This window comes from Niveispirillum sp. CC-CTL257, from assembly GCF_059489915.1.
The window spans coordinates 159,176-178,099 of the sequence record NZ_JCAJXE010000001.1 but is presented as its reverse complement, the minus strand read 5'-3'; the positions used below and the strand labels follow the sequence as shown (position 1 = coordinate 178,099).

Genomic DNA, 18,924 nt, shown 5'->3' with positions numbered 1-18,924 from the left:
ACCATGGTGATGACCAACGCGCCGGGAATCCTGGCCGCGCATGCTCTGTCACGCTTTGGCTTCGGCGCTGGACCGGGCGACCTGGACAAGGTCAGAACCGATCCACGTGGCTGGGTCGAAAGCCAGCTGCGGCCCCGCCCCCTCCCTGACCTGCTGGCCGGTCATCAGGGTTCCGCCCCCCGCGTGGCCGACATGCTGGCCGCACGCAAGGCCAAGGGCGACGTTGAGGAGATGGCCAAGAAGCAAGCGCGTGAGCAATACCGCGCCGATATCGCACGCCGCACCCGTCTGGCCGCCGGCAGTGAAACACCGTTGCAGGAACGGTTGGTACAGTTCTGGTCGAACCATTTTACGGTATCGACCCAGCGCCCCGTCATCGCGCCCCTGGGACTCGCCTACGAGACGGAGGCCATCCGCCCTCATATCCTGGGCAATTTCCGCGACATGGCGCGGGCCGCCATCCTGCACCCGGCCATGCTGATCTATCTGGATAATGCCCAGTCGATCGGGCCGGACAGCAAGGCCGGGCAGCGGCGCGACAAGGGCCTGAACGAGAATCTGGGGCGGGAGGCGCTGGAGCTGCATCTGCTGGGCGTCGATGGCGGCTACCATCAGGAAGATGTCCGCGCCATGGCCCTGGTCCTGACTGGCTGGACCCTGGATGAGGAGCGGGGAACCGCCACTTTCAACCCACGCCGGCATCAGCCGGGAGAGAAGGTTCTGCTGGGTCAGCGTATCCCCGAAAGCGGAATATCGGAAGCCGCCGCCGCCATCGACATGCTGTGCGCCCACCCGGCCACCGCCAATCATGTGGCCCTGAAGCTGGCCCGGCATTTCATCGCCGATGATCCGCCGCCCACCGCCGTTACCGCGCTGGCCAAGGCCTTCCGTGACAGCCGGGGCGACCTGACCCATGTCACGGCAACGCTGATCCGGCTGGACGCCACCTGGGCACAGCCGCTGTCCAAAATGCGCAGCCCCAACGATTTCATCACCGCCACCCTGCGCGCCACCGGCATGGAGATCCCCGACGACAAGCTGGTCAATGCGATGAAGCTGTTGGGACAGATGCCCTTTGGGGCACCATCGCCCGCCGGCTGGCCCGACAAGGCTGCCGACTGGACGGGGCCCGACGCCATCCTGCGCCGCATCGACTGGTCGCTGGCCTTCGGGCAGCGGGTGGGACCAAGGCTGGATGCGCGCAGCTTTGTCGATACCGCCCTGGGCGATCTGGCCGATGACGGTCTGCGGCAGGCAGTCGCCCGCGCACCCAGCCCAGCAGAGGCGCTGGGCCTGGTTCTGTCTTCCCCCGCCTTTCAACGGAGGTGATCATGATGCTGCATCGCCGTCATTTCATCGCCACTGCCGGTGCCGCCGGCCTTCTGGCGGCTTCCTCTCCGCGCCTGTCGCTGGCGGCGGCGGGCACCGACCGGCGTCTGGTCCTGATCGTGCTGCGCGGGGCCATGGATGGGCTGGGTGCCGTCGTCCCTTATGCCGACCCGGATTACCACGCTGTGCGCGGCACGCTGGCCCTGGCCGAGCCGGGGCAGGAAGGCGGGGTGCTGGACCTGGATGGCCGTTTTGGCCTGCACCCGGCACTCAGCCCCCTGCATGAATGGTGGAGGCAGAAACAGCTGCTGGCCGTGCATGCCATCGCCACCCCTTATCGCGACCGTAGCCATTTTGATGCCCAAGACCTGCTGGATACCGGCGGTATCCGCGCCGGTGACGACAGCGGCTGGCTGAACCGGGCGCTGGCCCGGCTGGATGGTGGGGGCAAGGGGCTGGGCCTGTCACTGGGCCAGGGTGTGCCGCTGGTCCTGCGCGGATCGGTGCCGGTAGCCAGCTGGGCCCCCTCCCCGCTGCCCGAACCCACCATGGATTTCATGGACCGGGTGGCGGGCCTTTACAGCAACGATCCCGTCCTGGGCCCCGCCCTGATGGCGGGGCTGGGCGTTGCCGACATGGCGAACAGCATGGATGGCAACAAAAAGCGGGAGGGCGATAAGGATCGCCTGATCCTGGCCGAAACGGCGGGCCGCATGCTGTCTGACCCGGCGGGCCCGCGCATCGCCACCCTGGAACTGTCTGGCTGGGACACGCATGTCGGGCAAGGCGCGGCGCAGGGCCGCCTTGCCAACGCGCTGGGCCAGTTGGCCGAAACCATGGTGACCCTTCGCACCAGCACGCAGGGCGTGTGGGATCAAACCCTGATCGCCGTCGTCACCGAATTCGGCCGCACCATCCGCCCCAATGGCACCGGCGGCACCGACCATGGTACGGCGGGTGTCGCGCTGCTGGCTGGCGGCGCGCTGAACGGTGGCCGGGTGCTGGGCGACTGGCCGGGCCTGCGCGATGACAGGCTGTTTGAAGGCCGCGACCTGACCCCCACCACCGACATGCGCGCCCTGCTGAAGGGGGTGCTGGCAGGCCATCTGGGATTACCGGCGGCGGATATCGACCGCTACGTGTTCCCCGATGCCAAATCCATCCGCGCTTTGCCGGAACTGGTGAGGGCGTGAACGCCCTCACCGTCGCCGTCGCTACACCATCGCCCACCCGGCTCGCGTCAGTGGCAGCCTGGTGATCGGCTTGCCGGTCAGGGCGAACAGAGCGTTGGCGATGGCGGGGGCGATAGACGGCACCCCTTCCTCACCTACCCCGCCAGCGGCGGTATTGTTGCCGATGACCAGCACTTCCATGGGCGGCACCTGGGCCAGCGTGGCCAGCGGGTAACTGTCGAAATTCGACTGTTCGACCATCCCGTCCTTCAGGGTGATTTCCCCGGCCAGCGCCGCCGACAGGCCGAAGATGGTACCCCCCATCATCTGCGCCTCAACCGCGTTCGGGTTGGCAACCACGCCAGGGTCAATAGCCGCCCAGATACGGTGCAGGCGGAATTTGCCCGGCTCCGGTATAGACAGTTCGACCACGTGGCCGGAGATGGCGTTGTTCGCCTCCCCCATCGCAAAGCCTAGCGCATGTCCCGAAGGTAGCGTCCGGCCCCAGCCGGCAGCCTTCGTCAACTTGTCCAGGAACGTCAGGGCACGGTCCTTACCAGCCAGTAGACGGCGACGATACTCCACGGGATCGACGCCCAGATGCCGGGCCGCCTGATCGATGGTCATCTCCAGGAACAGACCGTTCTGCGACGCGCCGACCGACCGCCAGAACCCCACCGGCACACCGGGATCGACGCGGGTCCAGGTCAGGTGCAGGGCCGGAATGGCGTAGGATTGTCGCACGATCCCCATACCAACAGACCAGTCGCCTTCCGGGCGACCGCCAGGAATGGTCAGACCGGTATGCTCTAGCAGCGATGGGCCGGCATTGTCGCAGCGCATCCCAATCGGCAGGCCATCGGCACCCAACGCCAGCCGCACCCGCGACGCGACGGCAGGCCGATAATATCCCGCCCGCATGTCGGTTTCGCGCGGCCACACCATCTTGACTGGAACCGTGACGCCATCCGCCGCCAATGCCTTGATCAGGTGGGCTGCTTGCAGTGCAAAGTCATGCTCCAGTCGGCGGCCAAAACCGCCGCCGACTGGCGTAGCGTTCACCTTTACCTTCTCAGCATCAAGACCCAGAACTTTGGCCACGGCGGCCTGGGTATCGCTCTGCGTCTGTGTGGACAGCCAGATATCGGCCCCATCGGCACGCAGCTGGATGGTGCAATGCATCGGCTCCATGGTGGCGTGGGCCAGGAACGGCACCTCGAACAGCGTATCCACGATATGGGCGGCCCCGGCCAGCGCCTGGGCGGTGGCTGTCACATTGGTGCCCGGCATTTCACCGCCCGGAAAGCTGTAACCCTTGCCGGCCATGGCGGCGTCACGCAGTTGTCGGGACAGGCCGTCGCTGTCGACCCCGGCATTCGGTCCCGGTCCCCATTGCGGGGACAAGGCCGCCAGCCCCTTCGACGCCGGCCAGTAGCCATCCGCCACGACCGCCAGGGCACCGGACAGGCGCACCACCTTGCGCACCCCGCGCGCGGCCAAGGCCGGGGCTTCATCCACGGAGATCAGTGTACCACCAAACGTGGGGGCATGCGTGACCACCGCCGTCAGCATGCCGGGCAGGCGCACATCCAGACCATAAACGGTGCTGCCATCCACCTTGCCCGGAATGTCCTGACGCGGTAACGGCTGGCCCAACACTTTCCACGCGGTGCGCGGCGTCAGCTTCGGTTCAGTTGGCGGTGACAGTTTCGCGGCATCGGACAGCAGATCGGTGTAAGCCAGCGAACGCCCACTGGCCGCATGCAGGGCCTGACCATCGCGCATCACCACCTGATCCACGGGCACCCCGAAGCGGGCGGCTGCGGCTTCCGCCAGCATCTGCCGGGCACCCGCCGCCGCCAGACGCAGGGGGCGCAGATTGGTGCGCAGACCGATGCTGCCATAGACGGCATAATTGCCGATGGATTTGTTGTGGAAGGCCTTCTCCACCGGCGCCATTTCCATGCGTACCGATGCCAGCGGCACGGCCAGTTCCTCTGCCACGGCCTGCGCCAGGGCGCTGTTGGTGCCCTGACCGATATCACTGACATTGGTCAGGGCCGTCACCTGGCCATCAGGCGCGATCCGTATCCAGGGACCAAAACCCGGTGCCGCCGCACCCAGCGCCGGCAGCACGCCAAAACCCAACGTCAAACCCGTTCCCGCCGACAACGAAAGGAAGCCACGGCGCGACAGTTCCATCTTGCCCATCATCCCCTCCTGTTTCTCAGGCCGCGATGCCGGCGGCTGCCTTGATGGCGGCGCGCACACGCGGATAGGTGCCGCAGCGGCACAGGTTGGTGATGGCGGCGTCGATATCGGCGTCGCTGGGTTTGGGATTTTCTTTCAGCAAAGCCACGGCGGCCATGATCATGCCCGACTGACAGTACCCGCATTGCGGCACCTGCCCCTCGATCCAGGCACGCTGCACGGGGTGGGAACGGTCGGGCGTCAGGCCTTCAATTGTTACCACCTGCTGCCCGGCGCATGCCTCCACCGGCATGGCGCAGGAGCGGACAGCCTGTCCGTCGATATGGACCGTGCAGGCCCCGCATTGCCCGATGCCGCAGCCATATTTGGTCCCCGTCAGACCCAGCGCATCGCGCAGCGCCCAAAGCAGCGGCGTATCTGGGTCGATATCCAACGGGCGATCCTGTCCATTGATCTTGAGCGTGAGGGTCATCGGGACTGCCTGATATTTGTCTTGGTTAAGGTTAACACCTGTCCACCATGATCGCTGATACGGCGCAAGGGCGGTAACCCTGCGGTTACAACGAAAACAAATGCGTTACAGACGGGCATGTCTTGCCATGCGGGGACCGGATCGGCTTATCATCGCCACACATTTCAGGAATGCCCCCGAATGACCAAGACACCCCCCGCCGCCGATGCCGTCGCCCACTGGACCGACGTCTATTTCCAGCGCACCCGCGCCATCGTGGAAAAATTCGGCGATCAGAAAGTCACCTACGCCGTGTTCATGCGCCGTCCCGTGGTGTTCGCGCCGCGTCTGGCGCTGGACTGGCTGCGCGCCGTGGCGGCGGAACGCGGCTTCACGCCTGAGATTGAGCTGAAGTACGAGGAAACGAAATGGGTGGGCGCGGGTGAGCCGATGATGTGGATCACCGGCCCGTTCAGCCAGATGGCCGAGCTGGAGACCCTGTTCCTGATGAAGCTGGGCCCCGCCTGTGTGGCCGCTTATAACGCCTACATGATGTGCGCGGGCCTGCCCAAGGTGGCGTTCCTGGCCATGGATGCCCGCCATTGTGCCGGGACTGAGATGGCAGAGATCATGGCCTATGCGGCCTCTGTCGGGTCCGCCCGTGCCCGGCGGCGCGACGGGGCCGTGGGCTTCATCGGTAATGCCACCGACGCCACCGCCCATTACTTCGGCCGTGAGCGAGGTCTGGGCACCATGCCCCATGCCCTGATCGGCTATGCCGGTTCCACCGTCCGCGCGGCGGAGATGTATGCGGAGACCTTTCCCGGTCAGCCCATGACCGTCCTGGTCGATTATTTCGGGCGGGAAGTGACGGATGCGCTGGCCGTTTGTCGGCGCTTCCCGGACATGGCGGCGGCGGGCGACCTGTCTTTACGCATCGACACGCCGGGCGGGCGCTTCCTGGAGGGGCTGGACCCGCCCACCAGCTATGCCGTGCTGGAACGCCACGCGCCGCACAGCATCCGGGGCTACCGGGATGAAAGCGAACTGCGCCATCTGATCGGGGCGGGCGTGTCCGCTGCCGCCATCCATCATCTGCGTGAACAGTTGGACGCAGCCGGCTTTCCCAAGGTGAAGATCGTAGCCAGTAGCGGGTTCAACCCGGAAAAATGCCGCATCATGGCCGATGCCGGTGCGCCGATCGACGTGATCGGCACCGGCAGCTACCTGCCCGACAAATGGTCTGAAACCTACGCCACCACTGATATCGTCGATTATGACGGGGTGAAGCGGGTGAAGGTGGGTCGCGAATTCCTGCTGCGGAAATGAAAAAAGGGGGCGGTCGCACGCCCCCTTTCCCACTCCGCCCTAAACTCAGTTCTGATTCTTAGAACCCGACGCGCAGACCAGCGCCGACCGTATAGTCGGGCTTGTCATCCTCAACGAACAGCGTATCGCCCGACAAATACAGGCCGGCATTGTCGGCCACCGACAGCGACAGGCCCAGGCCGACGCGGAAACCATCACCCTGCGGATCGGGCAGGATATTGGTGTTGCGGGCCAGCGCGCTGTCGCGACGGTTGGACAGAACGGTCGTGTAGGTCTGACCGTCATCCTTGATCAGGTCTTCCTGATACCCAACGCGCAGTTCCGGCACGGCTAGGCGGCCATTGCCCATATCGATCTGGGTCGATATCTGACCACCGACATTGAACAGCAACTGTTGTTCGGCCAGATCAGAATGGTCCAGGTTGAGGTGCAGGGCACCCGTCTCGTTCCAGGCGTCCAGTTCCACCCGGTCATAATTGAAACTGACGATGGGGCCATAGCGCAGGGAACCCGCGGTGGCGACGGACCCGAACTCCACCCCCACATGATGGCCCTTGCCCTCCGTCTCGCCATTGGCGGTCAGGTTATAGGCGAAGGTATTGCGGCGGATATCCTCGATCTTCAGGTCGGTGTAGCGGTAGCTGGCATCGGCATAGAAGCCGCCGGGCAACGCCAGGGTGGCATAGGGGCCGACGCCCCAGGCCGTAACCTTGGCCCCACCCAGGTTCCCGAACTTGGCCTCCGTGTCGGCATAGTTGAGCGCCAGACCGATACGCACCGTGCCGGAGACAGCATAGTCACCAGCAACACCCGCCGACCAGCTTTCCGGCTTCGACAGGCGCTTGGCCTTCTGATCGTCACGGGCCAGGGCACCCCAGTTGCCGCCGGCGGCCAATTCGAAGCTGCCATCGGTCCGGCTGGACAGACCAGCGCGAATGGCCTGTGTGCGTCCCGTCAAGTCGGCGGATGCCGCGGCGTTGGCGGCCAGCGCACTTTCGCCCAGCGCCTGACCGATGGCGGGGCTGGTCAGCGCCTGGCTCTCCGTCGCCATCGGATCGACATAAGTCGGCAGCGTCAGGCGGTAGGCCAGCAGCATCGTGTCATTCTCGACACCCGACGCATCGGCATAGGCTTGACCCACCTGGAAGCCGTTCTGGGTGACGAAGTCATTGTCGTTGCCCACGAACAGGAAGAAGTCATCCAGACGGGCGGCGTCCAGGGCCGGGACCAGGGCCAGCGCCTCCCACTTTTCCGACAGGCACTGCGTCCGGCAATTCACATTGTTGGTGGCACCATTCACCAAACCGAACTTCGCCAGTTGGGCCGCGTCATTCATGTTCACAAAGCTGGCGAACTGCACCGGCGTGATGGCGGCGACCAATACGCCGTTGGGTGCAATGGAGGTGCCGGTATCATAGGCGGTGCCGGCGATATTGGTGGCACCCGTCACGTCGATCAGGTCGATGCGGCGGTAAAAGCTGGTGGGGCTGGTGTTCGGCGTCGCCCCGCTGCCATAGCCATTGCCGTCGCGCGACAGCAGCAGGAACTGCGTGTTGTTCAGCGCCAGCAATTCCGACTGCGCCGCCACCCGGTTCAGCGTGCCGGTGGGATTGCCATTGTTGTTATACATGGGCAACTGGATGACATACTCGCTCTTCAGCACAGGCGCGGCGCTGTTGGAGATGTCATAGGACAGCAGGCGGGTGTTGCGGCGGCTGGTATTGGTGCTGCTGGCGTTCAGGTCCTGAATGGCCGCCGACTGCAAAGCCACCCACAGCGTCTTGCCATCGGGCGAGAGCGACAGCCCTTCCAAACCCTGGTTGTTCTGGCGCCCGCGCGTCGGGTTGGCGGGGTTGGATTCCGCCGCGCCAAAGTTCGGCGCGCCATTACGCTGCGGCAGCAGGCTGGCGGGCGGGGCGATGGCCGAGAGCAGCTTTCCGTCGCCCGTGAAGTGATAGATGTAGGGGCCATATTCATCGCTGACCCAGATGGTGCCGTCGGCGGCGCGCACGAAACCTTCAGGGTCCAGCGCCAGACGGCCCGTACCGGTCAGCGGCAGGTTGGGCAGGCCATTGGCGGCCGGGCGGTAGGTCAGGCCTGTCCCCGTCGTGGCAGGGTCCAGGCCGCTGAATGGCGTGCCCTTGTCGTCGGTGAACTGCACTGTATCCGTCAGCGTCAGACCGATCTGGGTCTGCGGGGCCACCGCCGTGCCGGTGTAGGGGTTGAAGGTCAGGGACAGGACATTGTAACGCGGGATATAGTTCGTGGTGGCCGCGACATTGTACCCACGGTCCGGCAGCGCATAAAGCGTGCCCGCATAGGAACCGTCGGCATTGCGGCGCCAGCTGTGCAGGTCGATCTGCATGGCCGACATGGACCCGAACGTCTCCCCGAACTTGTCACGGAGGCTGGCCGACAGGCGCCCCACGCCCTGCAGGCCCTGGTTCGTGAAGGTGCTGCCATTCAAGGTCACGCTGGTCGCGGACTGGGCCAGCACCGGCAGCGACATAAAGGACAGCGCACTGGCCAGCAGTGCCGCGCGATACGAATGTTTCATGATGCCCCCTCAAGATGAAAACTTTGAGGCGGGCTGTAACCGTCCTGCGTGACAGGGCGGTTTAGTTTGCACGACAGAAATATTGCGCTGAACAAGCGGTGGACCGGAAACTGGCACGAATGCCAATGCTCCGCGCCATTTCCTTATATTCACGCATGCGCGTCATGTGTCCCGCGCGCGCATCATGGCCCATGGCGTCGCGGTCCCCCGCCACTCAAGCCTTGCCAGAAGCTGGTTCAACTGGCTGCCATCGCGCAGCCATTCCGGCATGTCAAAGGCATAGCCACGGGGGTGACGTATATCGACACTGTGGGTATCGGCAAACCGTGCGGGCACAGTATCGCGCGTGTGCCCGGTGGCGGTCGGGTGCAGTTCGACCAGGATATCCATGCCGGCCAGGGCGGGATAGCGCGCCGGGTCCAGCAGCATCTCCTCCGCCCCCTCGATATCGCACCAGACCAGGGTGCGATATCCTTGGTGCAGGGCGAATTGCTGCGGATCGAATATCCCCCCGACATGGATGTCGACCCCATTCAGGGCCGCCGTCTCCCTGCACTTGCGTTGCGCGTCTGGGTCAATGTCATGGGCCCAGACCTGGATATGCGGCGCCATACGTTTGATACCGACAGCGTAATAGCCTTCACCGCAACCAATATTGATCAGGTGCTGATAGCCGGCATCGGGGATCGCCCGCACGATGTCGTGCAACTCCCCCTCGTAGCAGCCCAGCAGCAAGGGTGCCTGCAGACGATTTGCCGGATCGGGCAGGACCATGCCAGCGAAAGGCCCGCCATACACACGATCCCCATCCTTTTGAAGGATCGTGTTGTTGATCAACAGGCAACGGTAGTGCAGCAGGAAATCGAAGACCGCGTGAAGCCCGCCTTCGGTTGGCCCGCGCTCAGCCATGATTGCGCTGATCGCGTCAAAGGCGCGCTGGTGGATGGACATGCGGCTGATCACTCACGCGGATGGGCATCAGGGGCAGAGTAGTCGCAAACCGCCCTCCCGCGATCATCAAAAATCGGGCACCCCGGCGGTCTCTCCCGGCATTTCAAAATCTCAGCCTGGTCGCCAGCTTCAGTGCCGTACCGCCATCCTGCGACCAGCTCATGTCGGCATTAAGCTTCATATGGTCAAGGCGGATGATGGGGAACGGTGCCTCAAAGCCCACGCTGCCACTCGCATCCGCCACCTGCGCCTTCATGGCCGTGAGGCCTGTCAAATCAGAGACGAAGCTGCCCAGGCGCGGGCGGTACTCCATGCCCAGATTGGGACCCGCATTCTGGGTACCCAGCGCCACCATGCCGGCAGTGACGCGCCAGCCCTTCTGTCCGGCGGTGCAGGCCGTGCCCCAGCTTCCCTGCACGCTGCCGGTCAGGGCACCGAAGCCACCCGCCACATCGCCGGAAACAGAATTGGGCAACCATGTCTGCTCACATCCACGGGTCAGGCGCAGGGACTGGCGCATCCCCTCCGTCCCCATGCGCATGCCGACCTTGCTGTCCAAACCCAGGGCCTTCAGATGTGCATCCGCCGCCACGCCCGCCATCTGATAAGTACGGGGGTCGGCAGCGACGCGAATGGGGGTGGACCCGGCGACGGGCGGCGTGTCCCCGGTAAAACGGGCCAGCGCGCCGTCATAGACCCGGCCGATCCAGTCGGTCAGCGTCGCCATCATGGCCTTGCGCCCCTCCACCGGGTCGGACGACACCAGCGGCACCTCCGTGACGATGGCGGCAGGCAAACTGGGCAGCGATCCGGCGGCATATTGGGTGGATGGGGCGGCAATGCCGTTGAAACGGATGGCAAAGATGGTCGGCTGCGGGGCCTCCGCCAGGGCGGGCACGGTGGAGAGCAGCGACAGCATCGCCAACAGACCCGCCTTTGTCCGCATGCCCATTCCTCCATCAACCCCGCACAGCTTACCGGACCGATCCGGCACCATCCTGTGACAACCAAACGCCCCCGCGGAACAATCGAATAGTATGATAATAAGGCAGAATGGCGGCGACGCAACCCATTTTGCCCGCCCAACCATGGCACTTTCACGGCGGCATCGGGGGTAGCCCGAATGCAAAAGGGGCGGACCCGAAGGCCCGCCCCCTATCCCTGACCAACCTGTCGGTCAGTCTCAGTTGTCACCCATCTTCAGGGCGGCGATGAAGGCGCTCTGCGGGATTTCGACCTCGCCGAATTGCCGCATGCGCTTCTTGCCTTCCTTCTGCTTGTCCAGCAGCTTGCGCTTGCGGCTGATGTCACCGCCATAGCACTTGGCCAGCACGTCCTTGCGCATGGCGGCAATGGTTTCGCGCGCCACGACCTTGCCGCCGATGGCCGCCTGGATCGGGATCTTGAACAGATGGCGGGGGATCAGGTCCTTCAGCCGCTCACAAAGCTGACGGCCACGATATTCGGCCTGGCTGCGGTGGACGATCATGGACAGGGCGTCCACCGGTTCGGAATTGACCAGGATCGACATCTTGACCAGATCGCCCTCGCGATACTCCTCCAGCTGGTAATCGAAGCTGGCATAGCCGCGGCTGATCGATTTCAGCCGGTCATAGAAATCGAACACGACTTCGTTCAGCGGCAGCTCATAGACGATCATCGCCCGGCCACCGACATAGGTCAGGTCTTTCTGCACGCCGCGCCGTTCGGTGCAAAGCTGCAGCACACCCCCCAGATATTCATCGGGCAGCATGATCGTGGCCTTGATCCACGGTTCCTCGATATGGTCGATGCGCACCACGTCCGGCATGTCGGCCGGGTTGTGCATCTCGATCACTTTGCCGTCCGTCATGTGCATCTTATAAACGACCGACGGGGCCGTGGTGATCAGGTCCAGATCGAATTCACGCTCCAGCCGCTCCTGGATGATCTCCAGATGCAGCAGGCCCAGGAAGCCGCAGCGGAAACCGAAGCCCAGCGCCGCCGAACTTTCGGTCTCGTACTGGAAGGACGCATCGTTCAGCGCCAGCCTGCCCAGGCTGTCACGTAGATGCTCAAACTCCGCCGCATCCGACGGGAACAGGCCGCAGAATACCACGGGGATCGACGGCTTGAACCCGGCCAGGGCGGCAGGTGCCAGACGCCGCTCCTCGGTGATCGTATCGCCAACCTTGGTGTCGCGGATATCCTTGATGGCGGCGGTCACAAAGCCCATCTCGCCCGGCCCCAGCTTCTCCAGGGCGATCTTCTTGGGCGTGAAGATACCCACGCGGTCCAGCTCGCGCGTGGCACCGGTCGCCATGAAGCGCACCTTCTGGCCCAGCTTCAACTCGCCATTGACCACGCGGACCAGAATGACGACGCCCAGATAGGCATCGTACCAGCTATCGACGATCAGGGCCTGCAGGGGCGCATCCTTGTCGCCCTTGGGCGGCGGCAGTCGGGTGACGATGGCTTCCAGCACGCCTTCGATATTCAGGCCGGTCTTGGCCGAAATCTCCACCGCGTCCGACGCGTCCAGCCCGATCACATCCTCAATCTGCGCCTTCACGCGCGGCACATCGGCGGCCGGCAGATCCACCTTGTTCAGGATGGGCACGATCTCATGATTGGCATCCAGCGCCTGATAGACATTGGCCAGCGTCTGCGCCTCCACCCCCTGCGAGGCATCCACCACCAGCAGCGAGCCTTCACAGGCGGCCAGCGAGCGCGAGACCTCATAGGCGAAGTCGACATGGCCCGGCGTGTCCATCAGGTTCAACTGATAGGTCTCGCCATCCTTGGCCTTGTATTCCAGGCGCACGGTCTGCGCCTTGATGGTGATCCCGCGTTCCCGCTCGATATCCATATTGTCGAGCAGCTGCGCCTTCATGTCCCGCGCCTCGATGGCGCCGCAGAATTCGATCAGGCGGTCGGCCAGCGTCGACTTGCCATGGTCGATATGGGCGATGATGGAGAAGTTACGGATCTTCGACAGGTCGGTCATGGACTCAGCAGCGGCAGGACAGAGGATTGCGGCGCAAGATAGGGTCAAGGGGGGCGGAAGGCAATGACCCTGCGGGCCGGCGGGCGGCAGGGGTGGTGTGCGGTGCGCTGGGGGTGGTGGAAAACTGCAAATACTGGGTACCGCAGAGGCGCGGCATGGGGCCAATTCACGCGATTGGCATGGTGCCCGCCGCTTCGCGCGCACCCCCTCAGACGTTAATATCGTGGACGTAACATGAGGGGGATTTCAGGATGCGTGTGTCAATGCTGTTGACCGCCATGGCCTTGCTGGCGATGACGGGAAGCCCGGCCCTGGCGGCGGGTGATGCGGCGGCTGGACAGGAGAAGGCCACCGCCTGCAAGGCCTGCCACGGCCCGGAAGGCATCAGCAACAGCCCATCGATCCCCAACCTTGCGGGGCAGAAGGAAGCCTATCTGGTCAACCAGTTGAAGGCTTTCAGAGCCGGCGACCGCAAGAACCCCATGATGGCAGCGATTGCCGGACAATTGTCCGACGCGGATATCGCTAATCTGGCGGCCTTCTGGACCGGACTGCCGCCCGGCGGCAGCGCGGACAAGCCCGCGGCCAATGCCAATGCCGTCCCCACGCTGCTGACCAGCCTGCCCGCCGATTTTCCAAAGGGCTTCACGCTCTATTCCACTGAAAATGGCGATGGCACAGTCAGTCTGCGCTATGCCAACGCCATAGCGACGACCGCCGCCAAAGCCGGCAAGCCGCTGCCGAGCGGTTCCGTGCTGATAACGGTCAATCACAAGGCGGTCATGGGCCCGAACGGCAAGCCCGTGGCCGGTGCCGACGGAAAATGGCAGGCAGGCGAGGTCACATCCTATTCGGCGATGGAAAGCCGGGCCGGCTGGGGGACCGCCATCCCGGAACTTCTGCGTAACGGGGACTGGCATTACGGACTGTTCACAGCGGACAAGGCCCCGCGCCCTGCCCTCAATCAGGCGCAGTGTCTGGCCTGCCATAAGCCGGAAGCCGCCAATTCCTATGTCTTCACCTTGCCGTTGCTGAAAGGCAATCATCCGTAATACGGATACCAGTCCCTGATCATAGAAAAATTCTGCGCACCCTGTCGGCGCGCGGCATACTCCCCCGTCCTATGAAGATGAAGGGAGGCCCGATCATGCTGTACGCCATTCTTTGCTATAACGAGGAAGACTATGTCGGTGCCTGGACGCCGGAAGAAGACGCCATCGTCATGGACCGGCTGGGCAAGGTGCAGCAGGGCTGGGCAGACAAGGGCAAGCTGGGTCCTGTCGCCCGCCTGATGCCGACCACCGCCGCCGCCACCCTGCGCAAGGGCAAGGAGGAAGCGCTGATCCTGGACGGCCCGTTTGCGGAAACGAAGGAACAGCTGCTGGGCTTCTACATCGTCGATTGCGAGGGGCTGGAAGAGGCGCTGGACAAGGCGCGGGAATTGGCCAAGGCCAATCCGGGCAAGGGCTGTTATGAAATCCGGCCCGTGGCCCTGTTCATGCCGGGGGGGCCGCTGTCACCATGAGCACAGATACAGGCTGGATCAACGCCGCCCTGGCGGCGGCCCGGCCCCAGGCGGTGGGGGCGCTGCTGCGCTATTTCCGCGATCTGGACCTTGCGGAAGAGGCGTTTCAGGAAGCCGCCTTGCGCGCCTTGTCGGCATGGCCCAAAAACGGGCCGCCGCGCGATACCGCCGCCTGGCTGATCATGGTCGGCCGCAATGCCGGCATCGACCAGACCCGCGTGCGCTCCCGCCACGTCGCCCTGCCCGACGATGACGCCCCCCTGTCCGACCTGTCGGACCGGGAGGCGGACATGGTGGGCCAGCTGGACGAGGCGGATTACCGCGACGATGTCCTGCGCCTCTTGTTCATCTGCTGCCACCCGGACCTGCCGGCCACACAGCAGATCGCACTCGCCCTGCGCATCGTGTCGGGCCTGTCGGTGAAGCAGATTGCGCGGGCCTTTCTGGTGGGCGACAGCGCCATGGAACAGCGCATCACCCGTGCCAAGGCACGCATCGCCACCAACCCGGTGCCATTCGAGGCACCGGGAGCCGCCGACCGGCCGGAACGGCTGGGTCCCGTGGCCGCCATGGTCTATCTGGTCTTCAATGAAGGCTATTCCGCCAGCGCCGACGAACAGCCGGCCCGCGCCCCCCTGTGCGACGAGGCAATCCGCCTGGGCCGGCTGCTGCTACGCCTGTTCCCGGCGGAACCGGAAATGATGGGGCTGCTGGCCCTGATGCTGTTGCAGCATGCGCGCCGCCCCGCCCGCTTCGCCCCCGACGGATCGGTAATCCTGCTGGAGGATCAGGACCGGACCCTGTGGCACCGCCCGGCCATCAATGAAGGGCTGGCCCTGCTGGACAAGGCCGTGCGCCACCGCCGGTCCGGCCCCTATCAGATCCAGGCCGCCATCGCCGCCTTGCATGCCCGCGCCGCCACCGCCGCCGAAACCGACTGGGCACAGATTGACCTGCTCTATGGCGGGCTGGAAGCCCTGTCCCCCTCCCCCGTGGTCACCCTGAACCGCGCCGTCGCCGTGTCCAAGGCGCGGGGGCCGGAGGCGGCCCTTGCCATGGTGGAGCCGCTGGGTGATCGGCTGTCGGGCTATTTCCATTTCCATGGGCTGCGCGGTGGGCTGCTGAAGCAGCTGGGCCGCAACGCCGAAGCGCGCGACGCCTTCGGCCGGGCCATCGCGCTGGCCCACAGCCCGGCGGAAGCGGCCCATATCCGCCAGATACTGGATGGCCTGCAGGTACCGTGAATTTTTTCCAGCCCCTTGTCGGAACAGGCGTGGGTGGTTCGTCCTTGGGCTATCATCCCTTATACCAACCCATGGAGGAACCCATGACCGACAAGCCCGAATACGCGCACAACATCCCCGGCGTCATCCCGCATCTGGTGGTCAATGGCGCGCGTGAAGCCATTGAGTTCTATATCAAGGCCTTCGGCGCCACGAAAGTCATGGAAATGCCAGCAGAAGATGGCAAGCGCCTGCTGCACGCCCAGTTGATCATCAATGGCGGCACCATCATGATGTGCGATGATTTCCCTGAATATTGCGGCGGTCAGCCCACCGAATATCCAAAGCGTTCGCCCGTGACGCTGCACATGGCGGTCCCCGATATCGACGCCGCCTTCGCCCAGGCCGTGGCCGCCGGTGCCACTCCCGCCATGCCACCCGCCGACATGTTCTGGGGCGACCGTTACGGTCAGGTGCGCGACCCCTACGGCCATCTCTGGTCCCTGTCCACGCCCAGCAAGCCGGGCGCGGTGGTCACCAACGGCTGCTGATCCGACCGTCACCTGTGGGCACACTGGTGACGGGATGCCCCGCAGGCAACCGGGAATCCCATCCCCCGGCCCTGCGGGGCGACCCCTGGCGCTTTTACCCTATTGGACCTGCCCTGCGGCGATTGACGGTTGCGGTGCGCCGCCGCGGTTGGGAAACTGCTCTCCCTCGTCGTGACAGACCGGAGAGCGGGAACAGGCCCTTGCAGCATCATTTCGATCTGACCGGCATCGCCATCGTCATGTCCGTCGCCCTGCTGTGCGGGCTGGCCCTGTCGCGGCTGAAACAGCCGGCCATTGTCGGCTATATCGTTGCGGGCATCGTGCTGGGGCCGGGCGGTTTCGGCCTTGTCTCCCCGTCGGAAAGCATCAGCGCACTGGCGGAGCTGGGCGTGCTGATGCTGCTGTTCCTGGTGGGCATGGAACTGTCGGTAAAGGCGTTCCAGGCCGTGTGGAAGGTGGCACTGGCGGCGGTGGCCTGTCAGATCGGCCTGTCGCTGCTGGTCACGGGGCTGGCCGGCATGCTGCTGGGCTGGCCCTGGCCGCGTGCCATTGTCATGGGCTTCGTCATGGCCCTGTCCGGCACGGCGGTGGCCATCAAGATGCTGGAGGACGTAGGCGAGTTGAAGAGCGAGACGGGCCGCGTCACCGTCGGCGTGCTGATCGCCCAGGATCTGGCCTTCGTACCCCTGCTGCTGATCACCAACGGCATGGGCAGCGGGGCGGGCCTGTCGGCGGCGGTGTTCTTCAAGCTGGGAGCCGCCATGGCCGCCCTGGGTGGACTGGTCTGGTTCCTGTCGCGCCGCGAACGGCTGGCCGTACCTTATGGCGAATGGTTCAAGCGCAACCATGAGGTCATTCCGCTGGCCGCCATGGCCTTCTGCTTCACCATGGCGGCGGCCACCGGCGTCATTGGCCTGTCGGCAGCGTTCGGGGCCTTTGTGGCCGGCTTCATGTTGGGCAATTCCGATGGGCGGGCGCAGGCCCTGCGCGCCACGCACCCGATCCAGTCGGTGCTGCTCGTTGTATTCTTCCTGTCCATCGGCCTGATGATCGACCTGTCCTTCGTCTGGTCGCATCTGGGAGAGGTGCTATTGCTGCTGTTCGCGGTGACGGCGGTAAAATCGGCCATCAATGTCGGGACCCTGCACCTGCTGGGCGAACCCTGGGAGCGGGCCTTTCCCGCCGGCGTCATCATGGGCAGCCTGGGTGAGTTCAGCTTCGTGCTGGCCGCCGCCGGCCTGTCCATCGGTGCCATCGACCGCGACGCACAGCAACTGGCCGTGACGGTGATCGCGCTCTCCTGGCTGTTCAGCCCCATCTGGCTGGTCAGCGCCCGGCGCTTCCATGTTCTGGCCGAAGGTGGCATCGGCAGCATGCGCGGGGCGCTGAAACAGATCTATCGCGGTGAGATCGCGATGATCAACCGGGTCGGCGGCGCGCTGCTGCAGGCGACCGCCGCGATGGTGGACGCGGTACTGCGGCTGATGGGCCGGCGCTGACCTCCCGCCACTGACCGGGTTCCAGACCGTCCAGCGTCCAGTCACCCACCGCGCGGCGGATCAGGCGCAGGGTCGGGAACCCAACTGCCGCCGTCATGCGCCGCACCTGCCGGTTCTTGCCTTCCCGCAGTACGATCTCGATCCAGCTGGTCGGGATCGACTGCCGGAACCGCACGGGCGGTGTGCGGGGCCACAGCCAGGAGGGCTCTTCAATCCGCCGCACCTCTGCCGGCAGGGTCGGTCCATCCTTCAGGGCCACGCCCTGGCAGAGGGCGGCCAGCGCTTCCTCGGTCGGCACGCCCTCCACCTGCACGCAATAGGTCTTGGGCCATTTATAGCGCGGCTGACTGATGCGGGCGATCAGGGTGCCATCATCGGTCAGCACCACCAGCCCCTCGCTGTCGCGGTCCAACCGACCCGCCGGATAGACACCGGGGACGTCCACGCATTCGGCCAGGGTGCGCGCATCCGTACCTTCGTCCGTGAACTGGCACAGCACGTCATAGGGCTTGTTCAGAAGGATGACGCGTGGCATGGCGGACCTGGGCCAGGGGTTTGGGTCTTGACCAGTCGGGGTTATGGGCCAATCTGGCGGGCATCATGACCCGTTTGAAACCCCTTCCCCCTGACCTGCCACAATCTCGGCCCGCGCCATCGGGGCGTGTGCTGGGGGATTGCGGCCTCTGCGGACGGCCCCTGATCGCGGGGCCCAGTGTTGAGGAACATCATCTAATGCCCCGCAGCCAGGGTGGCAAGGAAACGGTGCCGCTGCACCGGGTCTGCCATCGGAAAATCCATGCCGAACTGTCGGAAAAGGAACTGGCGCGCGGGTACACGACACTGGACGCCCTGCGCGCCCATCCCGACATCGCCGCCTTCATCCACTGGGTGGCACGCAAACCGCCGGAATTCACCGCTGTGACCTTCCGGGCCAAGGATCATGTGAAAGCTGGCCGGAAATATCGGGATTAGAAGACCGGATAGCGGGGAAACCCGCCTTTACATGGCCCCTCGAAGGGGTCAGAACATAGTGTGGTTGATATTTACAACAATTGATAATTTAAACCGAACATGCCGAAGAAAATCGCCAAACCAGCACGCATGCTGAGTCGATTTCCACTCAAGAATACCTCTTGCACA

General features: G+C 64.7%; 16 protein-coding genes. 9 read left to right on the top strand and 7 right to left on the bottom strand.

Annotation, left to right across the window (positions count from 1 at the left end; translation table 11 throughout):
- Positions 1-3 precede the first annotated feature (3 nt).
- Positions 4-1,329, top strand: coding sequence for a DUF1800 domain-containing protein (locus tag ABC729_RS00820; RefSeq protein WP_495605783.1), 1,326 nt, complete (start codon positions 4-6; stop codon positions 1,327-1,329).
- Between the two features lie 2 nt (positions 1,330-1,331).
- The gene (locus ABC729_RS00815) at positions 1,332-2,522 is read left to right on the top strand and encodes a DUF1501 domain-containing protein (RefSeq protein WP_495605782.1); all 1,191 of its coding nucleotides are present in this window, start codon (positions 1,332-1,334) and stop codon (positions 2,520-2,522) included.
- A 21-nt stretch (positions 2,523-2,543) separates the two neighbouring features.
- Here ABC729_RS00815 and ABC729_RS00810 read toward each other — a convergent pair whose 3' ends face one another.
- Together ABC729_RS00810 and ABC729_RS00805 are read right to left on the bottom strand one after the other, a co-directional pair.
- Positions 2,544-4,715, bottom strand: a complete 2,172-nt coding sequence (locus ABC729_RS00810) for a xanthine dehydrogenase family protein molybdopterin-binding subunit (protein ID WP_495605781.1) — start codon at positions 4,713-4,715, stop codon at positions 2,544-2,546.
- Between the two features lie 13 nt (positions 4,716-4,728).
- Positions 4,729-5,184, bottom strand: a complete 456-nt coding sequence (locus ABC729_RS00805; protein WP_495605780.1) for a (2Fe-2S)-binding protein — start codon at positions 5,182-5,184, stop codon at positions 4,729-4,731.
- Positions 5,185-5,364: 180 nt separating this feature from the next.
- Between ABC729_RS00805 and ABC729_RS00800 the strand changes: the two genes are divergently transcribed.
- The gene (locus ABC729_RS00800; protein ID WP_495605779.1) at positions 5,365-6,492 is read left to right on the top strand and encodes a beta/alpha barrel domain-containing protein; all 1,128 of its coding nucleotides are present in this window, start codon (positions 5,365-5,367) and stop codon (positions 6,490-6,492) included.
- A gap of 58 nt (positions 6,493-6,550) precedes the next feature.
- Here ABC729_RS00800 and ABC729_RS00795 read toward each other — a convergent pair whose 3' ends face one another.
- The 4 genes from ABC729_RS00795 to lepA form a co-directional block, all read right to left on the bottom strand.
- Positions 6,551-9,049 carry an esterase-like activity of phytase family protein gene (locus ABC729_RS00795; protein ID WP_495605778.1) on the bottom strand — a complete coding sequence of 833 codons (2,499 nt, stop codon included), beginning with the start codon at positions 9,047-9,049 and terminating at the stop codon, positions 6,551-6,553.
- Between the two features lie 162 nt (positions 9,050-9,211).
- Positions 9,212-10,000, bottom strand: coding sequence for a methyltransferase (locus tag ABC729_RS00790; protein ID WP_495605777.1), 789 nt, complete (start codon positions 9,998-10,000; stop codon positions 9,212-9,214).
- 103 nt (positions 10,001-10,103) lie between these two features.
- Complete coding sequence (locus tag ABC729_RS00785; protein ID WP_495605776.1) at positions 10,104-10,946, bottom strand: hypothetical protein; 843 nt, start codon at positions 10,944-10,946, stop codon at positions 10,104-10,106.
- A 237-nt stretch (positions 10,947-11,183) separates the two neighbouring features.
- Positions 11,184-12,986 carry a translation elongation factor 4 gene (gene lepA / locus ABC729_RS00780; protein WP_102110626.1) on the bottom strand — a complete coding sequence of 601 codons (1,803 nt, stop codon included), beginning with the start codon at positions 12,984-12,986 and terminating at the stop codon, positions 11,184-11,186.
- Positions 12,987-13,237: 251 nt separating this feature from the next.
- On the opposite strand from lepA, the gene ABC729_RS00775 reads away from it, so the two are divergent.
- The 5 genes from ABC729_RS00775 to ABC729_RS00755 all read left to right on the top strand — a co-directional run bounded on the left by ABC729_RS00775 (position 13,238) and on the right by ABC729_RS00755 (position 17,784).
- Entirely contained in the window at positions 13,238-14,038 is an 801-nt protein-coding gene (locus tag ABC729_RS00775; RefSeq protein ID WP_495605775.1) for a cytochrome P460 family protein, read from the top strand.
- A gap of 95 nt (positions 14,039-14,133) precedes the next feature.
- The gene (locus ABC729_RS00770) at positions 14,134-14,511 is read left to right on the top strand and encodes a YciI family protein (RefSeq protein WP_495605774.1); all 378 of its coding nucleotides are present in this window, start codon (positions 14,134-14,136) and stop codon (positions 14,509-14,511) included.
- Positions 14,508-15,755, top strand: coding sequence for an RNA polymerase sigma factor (locus tag ABC729_RS00765; RefSeq protein ID WP_495605773.1), 1,248 nt, complete (start codon positions 14,508-14,510; stop codon positions 15,753-15,755). Before ABC729_RS00770 ends, ABC729_RS00765 begins: the two co-directional genes overlap by 4 nt.
- An 83-nt stretch (positions 15,756-15,838) precedes the next feature.
- Positions 15,839-16,285 (top strand): VOC family protein, encoded by a 447-nt coding sequence (locus ABC729_RS00760; RefSeq protein ID WP_495605772.1) that lies wholly within the window; start codon positions 15,839-15,841, stop codon positions 16,283-16,285.
- Between the two features lie 200 nt (positions 16,286-16,485).
- Entirely contained in the window at positions 16,486-17,784 is a 1,299-nt protein-coding gene (locus ABC729_RS00755) for a cation:proton antiporter (RefSeq protein ID WP_495605771.1), read from the top strand.
- Here the strand turns inward: ABC729_RS00755 and ABC729_RS00750 are convergent.
- Positions 17,705-18,319: a pseudouridine synthase gene (locus ABC729_RS00750; protein ID WP_495605770.1), complete on the bottom strand. Its 615-nt coding sequence runs from the start codon at positions 18,317-18,319 to the stop codon at positions 17,705-17,707. The two genes, ABC729_RS00755 and ABC729_RS00750, sit on opposite strands and share 80 nt — an antisense overlap.
- Before the next feature lie 65 nt (positions 18,320-18,384).
- Here ABC729_RS00750 and ABC729_RS00745 point away from each other — a divergent pair, with 65 nt between their 5' ends.
- The gene (locus ABC729_RS00745) at positions 18,385-18,756 is read left to right on the top strand and encodes an HNH endonuclease signature motif containing protein (protein WP_495605769.1); all 372 of its coding nucleotides are present in this window, start codon (positions 18,385-18,387) and stop codon (positions 18,754-18,756) included.
- Positions 18,757-18,924 lie beyond the last annotated feature (168 nt).